General features: G+C 38.6%; 9 protein-coding genes. 4 read left to right on the top strand and 5 right to left on the bottom strand.

Annotation, left to right across the window (positions count from 1 at the left end; translation table 11 throughout):
• Positions 1-209 precede the first annotated feature (209 nt).
• The 3 genes from NLG42_RS19490 (at position 210) to NLG42_RS19480 (ending at position 2,581) form a co-directional block, all read left to right on the top strand.
• The gene (locus NLG42_RS19490; protein ID WP_257681991.1) at positions 210-500 is read left to right on the top strand and encodes a hypothetical protein; all 291 of its coding nucleotides are present in this window, start codon (positions 210-212) and stop codon (positions 498-500) included.
• A 206-nt stretch (positions 501-706) separates the two neighbouring features.
• On the top strand, positions 707-2,260 hold the full coding sequence (locus tag NLG42_RS19485) for a DoxX family protein (RefSeq protein ID WP_257681990.1): 1,554 nt from the start codon (positions 707-709) through the stop codon (positions 2,258-2,260).
• 51 nt (positions 2,261-2,311) lie between these two features.
• Positions 2,312-2,581, top strand: a complete 270-nt coding sequence (locus NLG42_RS19480; protein ID WP_257681989.1) for a DUF6520 family protein — start codon at positions 2,312-2,314, stop codon at positions 2,579-2,581.
• 55 nt (positions 2,582-2,636) lie between these two features.
• On the opposite strand, the gene NLG42_RS19475 is transcribed toward NLG42_RS19480, so the two are convergent.
• The 3 genes from NLG42_RS19475 to NLG42_RS19465 all read right to left on the bottom strand — a co-directional run bounded on the left by NLG42_RS19475 (position 2,637) and on the right by NLG42_RS19465 (position 9,674).
• Positions 2,637-5,147 (bottom strand): S9 family peptidase, encoded by a 2,511-nt coding sequence (locus NLG42_RS19475; protein ID WP_257681988.1) that lies wholly within the window; start codon positions 5,145-5,147, stop codon positions 2,637-2,639.
• 94 nt (positions 5,148-5,241) lie between these two features.
• Positions 5,242-6,630 carry a RagB/SusD family nutrient uptake outer membrane protein gene (locus NLG42_RS19470; RefSeq protein WP_257681987.1) on the bottom strand — a complete coding sequence of 463 codons (1,389 nt, stop codon included), beginning with the start codon at positions 6,628-6,630 and terminating at the stop codon, positions 5,242-5,244.
• 11 nt (positions 6,631-6,641) lie between these two features.
• Positions 6,642-9,674, bottom strand: a complete 3,033-nt coding sequence (locus NLG42_RS19465; protein ID WP_257681986.1) for a SusC/RagA family TonB-linked outer membrane protein — start codon at positions 9,672-9,674, stop codon at positions 6,642-6,644.
• A 483-nt stretch (positions 9,675-10,157) separates the two neighbouring features.
• Between NLG42_RS19465 and NLG42_RS19460 the strand changes: the two genes are divergently transcribed.
• On the top strand, positions 10,158-10,433 hold the full coding sequence (locus NLG42_RS19460) for a helix-turn-helix domain-containing protein (RefSeq protein ID WP_257681985.1): 276 nt from the start codon (positions 10,158-10,160) through the stop codon (positions 10,431-10,433).
• A gap of 65 nt (positions 10,434-10,498) precedes the next feature.
• Here NLG42_RS19460 and NLG42_RS19455 read toward each other — a convergent pair whose 3' ends face one another.
• On the bottom strand, positions 10,499-10,675 hold the full coding sequence (locus NLG42_RS19455) for a histone H1 (RefSeq protein ID WP_248729961.1): 177 nt from the start codon (positions 10,673-10,675) through the stop codon (positions 10,499-10,501).
• 70 nt (positions 10,676-10,745) lie between these two features.
• On the bottom strand, positions 10,746-12,443 hold the full coding sequence (locus tag NLG42_RS19450) for a helix-turn-helix domain-containing protein (protein WP_257681984.1): 1,698 nt from the start codon (positions 12,441-12,443) through the stop codon (positions 10,746-10,748).
• Between the last annotated feature and the right edge of the window lie 213 nt (positions 12,444-12,656).

Raw genomic sequence — 12,656 nt, 5'->3', positions numbered from 1 at the left:
TTGTGATACAACCGGACATCTTGCAGATTGCAGCAAGGCTTGGCAATCTTACAGAGTCTGCATAAAAACTCAGACTTCTTTCAAATATTCAGACGAATTTATGCAGTAAATTCCAAAGCATCCCATCATGGGTAAATTTTGCTTATGATGCTTTAAACTGTCATCACTAACTTTAGGCTTTGATTTATTAATTTAAAAACGATGAAATTATGAGTGCAAAGAATTATGCTGCCAAGGTGTTCGATACCGTATTGAGCATCCCTGGCATGAGTGAGCCGGTGAAGATTGATCTGAAAATTTCACGCAAAAATGTACTGCTTTTATGCCACTTCATTGACAGGGGAGTGCTGCTGGAAAAAGATGAAGGAAGCCTTATGGGAAGCATGGCAGAGGAGGAACTATTGGAACTGAAAAGCGTCTCACAGGAATGCCTCCAGAAAGCGGGACTTGTAGAACTCAATCAGAAGCTTTTGAGTTTTATTGAGGACGTGAAAGCGTAATTAAAAAAAGATTAAAAAAAGTAAATGCTTTGCGGATTTTTTCTGTGAAGCATTTTTTATTGAATGAATTTGGAAATGTAAATTGGTATGGTTTTGATGTTTTTTGGTTTGTTTTTGATGTGTTTTCTTTCAATTTGGGGATTTACATTTGTATAGGTTTTAATTTGTATAATTAAAATCAGTGAAACTGTAATAACTTTTTTAATATGAAACTAAATGTAAACTTTAAAAATATAATTGTCGAGGTAATCTGCCTTCTTTTTGTGCTCTTATTCGTGTATGCCGGTGCAAGCAAATTGTTCGACTTTGAGCATTTTAAAATAGAATTGGGACAATCTCCGCTTTTGAGTGCTTTTGCGGATTGGTTTGCAGTGCTGGTGCCGGCAGCGGAGGCCCTGATATGCCTTTTGTTAATTGTTCCCAGATACAGATTGGTCGGGCTTTATTCTGCCTATGCATTGATGATGATGTTTACAGTCTACATTTATATGATCTTAAACTTTACAGCTTTTGTACCATGCTCCTGCGGAGGTGTGCTGGAGAAGCTTGATTGGAAATCGCATTTGATTTTTAATATGATTTTCGTATGCCTTGGAATTATTGGAATTTTCCTGTACAGCAAAAGCAGGAAGTTCAAAGGAAATTTTGTCAGAACAAGGATGGTTTTAAAGATGATTTCTGCAATCACTATAATGGGAACTGCTTCAGTTACGATCTTATTTTTATTGTCTGAAAATATTGTGCATTTCCATAATAAACTCACAAGACGTTTTCCTCATTCGCCTGTCACACAAACCTCTTCATTAGACTTGAAGCTAAACTCTTTCTATTTTGCAGGGGCCGACAGCTCAAAGGTATATTTAGGAAATATCACTGCGCCTCTGATGGTGACGACAATAGATACACAGTTAATTAAATCCCATAGTGCAATGATCGATTTAAACGACAAAGACCTTCCGTTTAGAGGCGTCAAAATCAACGTTAGAAGTCCTTACTTTTTTGTCTCTGACGGCACTGTTCCATGTATTTTCAGGGGAAGAACCAACAACTGGAAGGCAAGTCTTGTACACAGGAGCGGCGAATACTTTGGGAATGCGCTGGCCCTTGATTCTACAGCAATTGCGGTAGAGACCTACAGCAAAAAAAACGGCGACAGAGTTCTGGGGGTCATCAATATTGGAAATCCACCTAGGACTATCCTAAACCCTGAAATCCTTCAGAAACAGTTTGACGGTGTTTTTGATACCGAAGGGCAGCTTCTTTACAGTGAGGGAATAGATAGGATAATTTATCTGTATGCTTATCGTAACCAGTTTACGATTGCGGACAAAAATTTAAAAATTACCTCGAGGGGAACTACGATAGATACCATAACCAGAGCGAAGCTGAGCATAACTAAAGACTCAAAGCACCAGCAGAGGCAATTTTCGAGCCCTCCTCAGTTTGTAAATAAAAACAGCAGTGTATACAAAAACCTGCTGTTTGTAAAATCCGCAATTCCGGGAAGATATGAGGATGACAGAATGTGGAAAAGATCAAGCATCATTGATGTTTACGATCTGCCGGCAAAAAGCTATCTGTTAAGCTTTACAATCCAAAATATTGAAGGCAGCAAAATGAAAAGTTTTATAGTTTATAATGACAGGCTTTATACACTGATGGGCAATCAAATTATCTGCTATAAGATAGATTCACAGATTACATCGAAATATACAAATAACACATACAGACAATCTATTGGCCAAATAGCAGGACAATGATCGAAAACCTGTAAAAAAGAGTAGATCGCTAATCATTAAAAATTTTATATTATGAAATCTAATGTTTTAAAAACCGTTCTGCCGATGGCAGTAGTTGCATTTGGACTCGCCAGTGCTGCAAGCACCAGTCCATTGAATGGAAGTTCTAAATCTGCAATCCAGATGGGCTATCAGCGCATCAACAGTCCTTTTCAATGTCTCGCAGTTCAAAATTGTGATGACGGTTTAGATGAGGACTGCAAAGCTCCAGACGATGAAACGCAATTGTACGCAAATACTGCAAATTGTAATGTACCACTTAAGAGAAGCACTCCTAACTAAAAAGTGCTTGAAAATGTACCGCCGCCCCTTTTAAAAGGCGGCGGTTTTTTTATTGTCAACGTTTAAAATCACGTTGCATCCACTCCATATTTCTGTCGTTTTTCAGGTAATGATCAAACCATTCCATGACACGTCTGCTAAGGTCAATCTGATTTTCCCTTTTACGTATTTCATGACCTTCATGTGGATAAATAAGAAGGGTGTGCGGCTTATTGAGACGTCGAAATGCAAGATAAAATTCCATACTCTGCATCGAATTGACCTGTCTGTCATCCTCACCTGTCCAGCCTAAAAGCGGTGTATTTATTTTATCAGCTAGAAGTACGGGCGAATTCTGAATATATGCAGGCATGTCCTCAAATAGTGATCTGCCTATTCTAAGTTGATGGTTTTCTGTTCTGAAAAAAGCGGGTCTTCCAAACGATATACCGACATCGAGATAAGTGCTGATCAGGTCAGTGCAGGCGGCACCTGCAACAGCAGCAGCAAAACGGTCTGTCTGGGTGATGACCAGACCGGTCTCATAGCCTCCGAAAGAATGTCCGATAAGACCTATCCTGTCTGCTTCTATATCTCCCTTTGCAACGGCAGCATCAACTGCCGAGAGCAGGCTCTTTGTGACAGATTCTTTTAGGTTTCCATACTCATAAATAATGTCAGGCAATAGGACAAAATATCCATTAGCCGTATAATTGGTTACATTGAATCCCGTTCCCATTAATAGGGAAGGATTTTGATAGTCATTGAGAAATGAAAACTGTCGCTCGTAAATTCGGAGAACCATGGGGTATTTTTTTCCTTTTTCAAATTCGGCGGGATAGAACAAAATAGCTTTGACTTTTTTGCCGTCCATCATATATTCAATAGGCTCATTTTTGCCCCATAAAAAATGCTTCTGCTGGGCGTTGCTCTGAAATATTTCTTTTGCTTGCGAATCATAAATCATCAGCCTGGGAGCATTAACAAAACTCTGCTCTACAAACATGTAGAGGTCCTTTTTTTCAGCTTTGCTTATCTGTGAAATCTTTCGGTCTTCCCAAAGATAATCTTTCATGCCTGACTGCTCATTCCAACGGCTTAGTCCGGTTTCACCTGTATCTCTGCTGGACGATGCAAGAAGCAGCCCTTTTCGGAGATCAAAGAGATGTTTTCCCGCGTGCGTGTCATCGTAATACCTGCTGTCATCAAAAGCTTTAATTCTGTAAACCTTCCCGATTTCCCTTCCTCTGGTCAGCCTTTTTTTTTCTTTGGCGTCAAATGAAATGCTCCAGATGTCAAATTTGTCATAGAGCATCACTTCATTATTTTCTGTCCATCCCGCAAGCCCGTAGTAAGCTTCCACAGCAGGTCTGTCAAGGTCTTCCACAAAGAAAGATGCAGTGATTCCTGATGTGAGGCAAGTGCTTTTATTTTGAGAGATATTGTAAATCCACCAGTGCCCGTCTCTGGCATAGCAGAGATGCTTTCCATCCGGAGAACCTTCGGGTTTTGTTTCAGCTGGATAACGTGCTGAAATTAGCTCCTTTTGGCCGTTCATTATATCCAATGCATATAAATCATACGGACAATTCTGTCTGGTCTGAGGTTCATATGCAGCAGGATCATATACAAATGCATGTCTATAATCCGCGCTCAAGAAACCGCTTGGTAATTCTTTAGTGGTAATCTGGCGAACAGACCCGTTTTTGATATTCCATGCCGCCATTTTATCTGCCCACTTGGGAAATGGCGCATAATTTTTATAGCCCGTAATTAGCCTGTCTTTCGAGTTCCAGATCTGCACATCTTCCGGACTGCCCTTAAGTGCTTCAGCGTCCGGTTCTTTAATCCAGAAAAACACCAATGTTCCGTCAAGGGACGGAATTGGATTTTGATATATTTCGCAGGAGATTTTCATACCATCTGGATAACCTTCCGCGAGAAGGGGATCTAAAATGCTAAGTTTATTTTTTTTTATTTCGAAACTATACAGAGAAGCATTATTTGGCTTATTTTCTATAAATGCGACGGACTCTTTTTTCCAAATCAGGTTCTGAAAAGCGTCCGTATGATTATCTAAAACCTGTCTATGCATGACGGAATCCTTAAAAAACAGCATTGCAATGCCCGATTTTTTATTTTCTTGAGTTGCGTAAAGCATGCCATTCAGATCTGGGTCAAAAACGTAGCTGGTAATTTGCGACTCCCTAAAGAAGATTCTTCCTGTTCTATCGGCGATCTCAAGTGAAAACTTTTGGTCTGAGGTTTTATAAATGACGGCAATAAACTTGCGGTTTTTTGAAAATTTAAAGCTGACTGCTCGAGCCTTAGTAGTAAGTTTGCCCGTGTCAAGGTTGAGAAGTTGCAGTGTATCTTTTGTAATACAGGCAAAATCCAGCTCTCCGTTAAATATGCCCTCTTTTCCTCCGGGGAAGACATATTTTTTATGTCCTTGAATAGTTTGGACATACAGTGTGTCGCACTGCTGGTAGTCATACCTTATGCGATAGCTGGCCCATCGTCCAGATTCCGATATTTTATCTGGAATTAATAAATTCCACAATTTATAATCATTAATTGTGAGCATGCGTTTTTGGTCAATCTGCCCCGCAGCGCGGGGACAGAATACTAACCAAAAAATGAAACAGGAAATCCTGAAAAGGCAACAATTGTAAAAGTTCTTAATAATCTGCATTCTGGGTAAGATTTGAATTTAGCAAAAGTTCTGACTGCGGGATAGGCAGGACACGGCAGCTAGTTTTCCACTGCGGTTTTTTCGCTGAAAGAACGATATCTAGCCTGCCGGTCCTTTTCAGGTCAAAGAAACGGTGGCCGAATTCGCTAAATAATTCCAGACGTCGTTCCTGCATTACAGCATCGATCATCTGCTGGACAGTTTCGGCAGGGGTGTCTGCTAGTCCTGCCAGATTTCTGACCTTGTTCAGATCCTGTTTTGCGCCGATAAGATCCCCCGAATGAGCCCGGCTTTCTGCCCTGATAAGGTACTGCTCTGAAGTCCTAAGCACTATGGAATATTCCACTGAAGATGCTGTTGAAGACTGCTTTTTGTATTTAAAGGGATGATACCAGGTTGTGGTTCCGTCAGAGACTGCCTTTAGCCAGTTCTTTTTGCGAAGATCAATGTCAGTAAAAGCATTTACCAGATCAGAGGAAACTGCGGAATTAGGAGGAGGTCCCTGCAGAAAAATAAAACTGTTCCCTTCGTAGGTATTTAAACCTGCCCGGGAAGGCATGAGCTGCCAAATTGTTGAGCTACTTTCCTTCAGGAAAACTCCTTCATTTGACTGCGGCCATTTGTATAAGCTGGTCTGGTTTAAGACGGCTGATGCATTATCTGATGCTTCCTCCCAAAGTTCCAAATAAAGGCATACTCGGGCAATAAGAGCTTTTGCTGCAAATTTATTCGGCCTCACCCTGTCGGTCCCTATATATTCCACAGGCAGTAACCCGGCGGCGGCTTCAAGATCTTTCTTAACCAATGCATAAACCTCACTTTCAGCCATTCGTCTAACCTTGCTGTTTGTTTTGTAATCCGTTGTGCTTATAAAGGGTATGGGGCCAAAAGAGTTTAAGAGATAAAAATGAATTAATCCCCGTGAAAACAAAGCTTCGCCTCTAAAGCTGCGCTTATCGGCATCACTCAAAGAGGTTGATTTATCAACTCCTTCGAGTACTGCATTTGCAGCATAAATCTGACTGTAGCTGCTATTCCATAATTCTGCGATTTCGGAACCAGTTGCAAAGAGGGTGTTGTTGTAAAAATTGGCTTGTGCGGTGCCTGAGAGTCCATAAAACTGAAGTTCATCCGCATATAGCCCGAGTTCAGCGGAGAGTCCTGATCTGTTTCCCGTCAGAAGCCCGCTCTCCCTTATTTTTGAATAGATATTTGTGACGGCTGCATTTGCAGTTCCTTTATCTTCAAATATGACATCAGAAGAAAGCTGGGTATCTGGCAGATCTATGTCCGTAAAATTTGAACATGAGATAATCAGGCCCGCATATGATGCAAGCACTGCAAAATGGAATTTTTTTAAATTTAATGTTTTCATCTCGGCAAGGATTAAAAATTTATCTGTATACTGGTTGTGTAAATTCGTAGCGGAGGCAGGTATCCTGTAATCTTAAATTCAGGATCTATTCCCCTGTAATTGGTAAAGGTTAGGACATTCTGTCCCTGAATACTCAGTCTGCAAGTCATTTTTTTTGTCCATTCCTGAGGCAGCTTGTAGGAGAGCGAAATGTTTTTTAAACGGATATAAGAGGCATCGCTTATTGCCGCATCGCTCTGTGACAACCTTGTGTTTGCCAGGCTGCGAGTGCCGTTACTGTTGCTGTAGCCCTGATACGGCCCCTCATCGCCGGGATTCAGCCAGTGTGCGAGAACTCCCGAAGGCTGGTTGTTCATTGTGCCCGGCATCGCATTCCCTGAATTCTCATTAAAGTTTTCCTGCTTCACGAATTGAAAAAGGAAATCAAATTCAAGATTACCGAAGCGGATCGTATTCTGAAGGCCACCGTAAAATTTGGGATTCAGATTTTTAATTGTCTGTTTATCAATGGCGGCGCTTATTGCACCATCGCCATTAACGTCTTCGAACAAGTAAATGCCCTTAATGGGATCAATACCCATATAATGGTAAACCTTCTGAATATTGAGTGGCTCTCCGACCACATATCTGTTTTTATAAGTGGATGCTTCAAGTCCGGGGTAAGATAAAAGTTCATTTTGGGTATTAGTCAGATTGAAATTTGTTGTCCAGCTGAATGCACTGTTTTTGATATTAACGGTTCTTAAAGTAAATTCCAGTCCCTTGTTCTGAACCACGGCATCAAGGTTGGACTGAATGGATTGAAATCCTGTAGTACCGGGAAGCGGTATACCCACAAGCTGATTTGAAGAACGGTTTCTGAACCATGCGACAGTCAGAAAAAGCCTATCTTCAAAAAAACCAGTCTCAATAGCTACTTCGAGTTTTTTGTTAACCTCCCATCCAAAATATGGATTAAATAGTCTGCTGGGCTGGATTCCTGAAATTCCTTGATAATTATAACCCGAAGAACTGTAGGTGTCCAGATATTGATAATCGCCTATCTGGTCACTGCCACTTGTACCGTAGCTGGCACGCAATTTTCCAAAGCTTAAAAAACCAAGGTTTTCCTTAACGACCTCTTCTTCGCTGAAAACCCAAGCAGCAGCAGCAGCGCCAAAGTCGGCAAACTGCCTTCCCGGACCGAATCTGCTTGAGCCGTCACGCCTGCAGGTCAGGTTAACAATATATTTTCCTGTCCAATTGAAATTGAACCTTGCAAAAATCGAATTGTATCTGTACAGGTTCTCATCACTGCTCATTATTGTCGTTGTTGAGGCCGATGCAGGATTCTCTAAAAGATGATTATTAGCAAAACCAACTGCATAGGTCACAAGATTACTTCCCTGTTGCTGCTGAAATGTGGTTCCGGCAAGGGCTTCCAATGCAGCTTTTCTATAGTTTTTTTTCCATTTCAGCTGTGGTTCAGCAATCCATGAATTTCTGTTCATATTGTTGGTGAATACAGAAGACAGCTCGCTACCCAGTCCGTAAGAAGGGTTGAAAATTGTGGAAGGCTGCAGGTTTAGTTGCAGCTGGTTCAGGCTTGTGTATCCAAAACTGCTGCTGAGGCTAAAGCCGGCTCCCAGTTCATAAGAGAGCATTGCGTTTACAATCAGATCATATGTATCTCCCTTTGTCTTCCCTTCAAAAAAGGCAATCGGATTATCAAAGGTATTGTTCTCCCAGTTAAGGTTTCCCAAAGAATCATAAAGTGGAGGGGCATTAGGAGCAAGTTTTGCGGCGGTCTGGCTCAAGTCGGAAGATGGGAGGGTGCTGAATTGAGCACTGTACAAAACTGAAAATGCTAGTCGGAATCTTTTATCCAGTGATTTATGATTCAGGCTAAGATGGCTGCCTGCTTTTACATAGTCAAAACTGCCTGGAAATACGGTGGTTTCCCTGTGGTAGTTTCCACTCAGCATAAATTGCGTTTGTTGTGAGCCTCCAGCAAGTGATGCCTGCACATTAGTGTATTGGGAAGTACCTCCAATAAGCTCTTTCTGCCAGTCGGTATTTCTGCTCTGATCCCAAGTGCCGTTTACGTCATATGCTGAGGCCGGGTAGTTAACTACACCATCATTTGCAAAAGCTTCTCTTCTCATGGCTAGGTAATCTGGCGTAGAGAGAACATCTTTAAATCTTGTGACTTTTCCAAGACCATAATCGTATTGGGCAGTAAAGGAGGTTTTACCGGATTTTCCTTTTTTGGTTGTTATCAGAACAACGCCGTTTGCTCCGCGCGATCCGTAAATTGATGTCGCATCAGCATCCTTCAGCACCTCTATAGATTCAATGTCCGACGGGTTGATGCTGTTAAGTGGACTGTTCTGGGAAGGCATATTAGTTGAGGTGTAGGTGCTTCCGACGCTTTGCGAAGAATATGGTACGCCATCGATAATGTACAAAGGATTGTTGGCGTCGTTTCGTATGCTGTTCTGACCTCTTATTTGAATGGAAAACCCACCTCCAGGCATTCCTGTGTCCTGAAAAATATTTACCCCCGCCATTCTTCCCTGCATAGTACCAAGAATGTTTGCAACGGGCTGATTTTCTATATCTTTGGAGGTAATTCGAGCAATACTCCCCGTACGGTCACTTTCCTTTACGGAATAATAACCAGCATTTACCCGAACTTCCTGTAATGTTGTTGTATCGTATTGTAGCGTAATGTCGACTTTTGTGCTTCTGTTTATTGGGACATTCTTAGTTTTAAATCCCATAAAGGAAACTATCAAAGTGTCGTTAGCACCAGCATTAATTATATACTGTCCGTTATAGTCTGTAATAGAGTAGTTATTACCAGTACCTTTTACGCCAATCGCTACTCCGGGTAGAGGAACAGAGCCATCTGTAACAGTTCCTTTTATCTGATTCTGTTGGAAAATAAAATTGAAATGCCGAGATGAATTAACGGCAAACGCTGATGAAAAAGTGAACAAAACTGCCGTTAATATGAGGCAATAAAGTGCTTTCCCATCCTTGTAGAATGAAAAATAATTCATAATATTGGGATTGGTTAGTTAAATTGATTTTGATTAGCTAAGGTCCTCTGCGCTAGTTTGGTCGCTGCCGTTGAGGGCCATTTTTTTGCTTTGAGAGAAAGCAAACAACAATTTTTTAATTCACAGGCATTATTATTTCAAGGTTAGATACTACTAATGCGATAGAAAAATAAAGAAAGAATTGCTAAGAATTAAAAAGATGAGTAGAATAAAAAAGGCGCGGAACTCAGCTTATCGAACGGAGGTACTGGTATACCATGCAACAATAAGTGAGCCCACGCCAAAAGACGTGAGCATCGTACTTATCATCCCGTTGCTAAAAATTACCAGTTTTCCGTCCGAGATTCAAAGCGAATGCTTCAATATTTTTTTGAAGAATCGCAAAAATAATATTTTTTACAAAATGTATGATGTAAAGATAAAAAATAAAATGACAAATATGTCATTGTTTGTGATTTTTTTTCTTGGTTGCTTTGGTATATTATGGGACAAATTAAAAATGATAGACTTCTAACAGCCGTAAAGCTTGTTCTTAAAGAACTTCGCTTGAAAACTGGTTTGACCCAAGAAAAAGTTGCAAACGATATTAAAGCTAATAAAAATCTGACAATTCATATTGGTAGAAATGAATCTGGTAATTTGAATATTAGCATAAGTACACTTTTCGAAATATGTACTTATTATGAAATATCAATTTCAGAATTTTTTAAACGTGTAGAAGAAATTGATAAAGATTTAAAGATTACTAATCAAAAATAGCACTGTTGTAAAAATAAAAATGCCTTCCAAATATTTGAAAGGCAAAAATTTTAAAAAAGGAAAAGTTACTTTTTAGATTCCTCGATAGAAACTTTTCTGAACTCCTTTAAAAGTTTTTCAAGTTCTAAAGAAGATTTACGAGCTCTTGCTCCAGCAGCTTTAATTCCTTTTTCAGAAAGAGATTCAGATTCTATTCTGAATGTTTCAATCTCAGCACTAATTTTTGCGATTAGATCTTTCATAATGTCATGTTTTTTTAATTACGTCAGCAAATTTAGAAGTTTCAGATTATAAGAAGTTCGATAAAATGAATTATTTACTTAACTGCTCAATGAAAAAATTAACAGGCATTTGAGTTTTCTGCTTGAATGCTAGTGCAAATTGCTGTGTACTGCTGAAACCAGCCTCTTCAGCCAAAGCTGAATTGCTATATTTTCTGGACATTCGATCATCGTTTAGTAACGATATAATATAGTTTATTTTAAGATCGTTAATATATTCTACGAAACGCTTACCTTTATAATGAGAAATGACTTTGTAGAGATATTTGGAGTTTGTGTGAAGCATGTTGGCTACTACATTGAGCCTAAGGTCTTTTCCTAGAAATTTTTTAGAATCTTCAAAACTCTGAAGTCCATTCAAAATGAAAGTAATTGTTTCTGATGGTATGTCAAGTGTTGGAGATTTTTCTTTTGGCAATTCTTTTTTATCTTTAGGTTTTGTATTTAATTCAAGCATTAGCTCATCAAATTTCTTTCTATAGAACTTTTTATTCTTTTGATGCCTATAGTTGAGGTAAAACGAAACTGTAAAAAGCACCAATATTATACCTGCAAAAATTAGATCATAGTGCTTCTCCTTTACGAGTTCTTTATGAATCTTTTTATTTTCATTTTGGATTTTTTCTTTCTCAATCAGCAATTCTTTAGTATCGTAATTCTTATGTATTTTTGTTACTAAATACTTGTAGGTATTGTTAAGTATAGTATCTGCTCGGAGAAGCTGATCGATATAGTAAATCTGCTTACTAAGATCTTTTTTGTTTTTGTAATAAGTAATGAGAAGTTCGTATGATTCCCGAAGATCTGGTCTAATGTAATTTTTTTCTTGAAAAGCTTTGTCTACGTTTAATAAATAGGGTAGGGCTTGGTCTCTATTTCTTAGAGACCAAAAACTTTTTCCAATATAAAAATATCCGACTGATTCATTAGCAAAATCTCTGTTATCTTTTATTTTTTCAACTACAGATTCTAATTTAGAAATAGCTAACTGATAATTTTTTTTGAAATATTCATTAATTCCATCCGAATGAATGAAATAAATCTCCATATCGGAAAGACCCAGAGATTTACCCTCATAAATCCCTTTTCTATTAATCTCAGAACATAAACCGTAATTTCCAATTCTATTATAGCATACACCTATGGAGTGAAGAGTGTTTAAATAGGCGGAGGTGTTTTCTAATTTAAAATAAGTTAAGCAATCATTAAATAACGCGAGAGCTTCATCGTAAAAACCAAGATAGTATTTAATTTGGGCCATATGATATCTTACTTTATTAATCAGGTATTTATCATTTGACCTAGAAATATAGTTATTAGCTCTAATATAGTTTTGAAAGGCATTCTCATAATCTTTACGTCCATAATATACAATTCCTTTTGAAAGATATGAAGAACCAAGTAGCGTATTATCTCCTGCCTTTTTAGCAGTGTAAATCATGCTGTCTGCATAAATTATGCGCATTTTATCAGGTGAATGATGAAGATAGTTTTGATAAGCAAAAATTATCTCTTTCCAGTTTTTCTCGTTTTTGGCTTTTTTTAGATAGGTTAGCAGATAAACGGATGCTTTTGAACTGTCTTTTCGATGATTGTATAATTGATCATCAAGGTACGTGTAACTTTTATTTTTTAATGAATCAGAAGCTTTAAATTCTTTTTTCTGTGCAAATCCGAAATCAAAAGAAAAAGCACAAAGCAGCATTACAAATAATAAATTTTTTTTCATAGGGGCAATGTTTTTTTAGATAATTCTTTGTGATATTATAAATCCTGAAAAAAAAAGTTGCCGCTACAGGATTATCTTGCTAAAGCCAACTGTAAAAATAGGTTAAATTATTGAATGTTAAGGAATTGTTGTGTTAAAATGAAGTATGGATTTCCATGAAATCCATACTATAAATTCATGGAAATCCACACATAATGGCTTGCGGAACGATTT

The sequence above is a fragment of the Flavobacterium plurextorum genome (assembly GCF_024638035.1).
GTDB lineage: Bacteria > Bacteroidota > Bacteroidia > Flavobacteriales > Flavobacteriaceae > Flavobacterium > Flavobacterium plurextorum.
The sequence above is the reverse complement of the archived record's forward strand: the minus strand, read 5'-3'. Positions and strand labels throughout refer to the sequence as shown.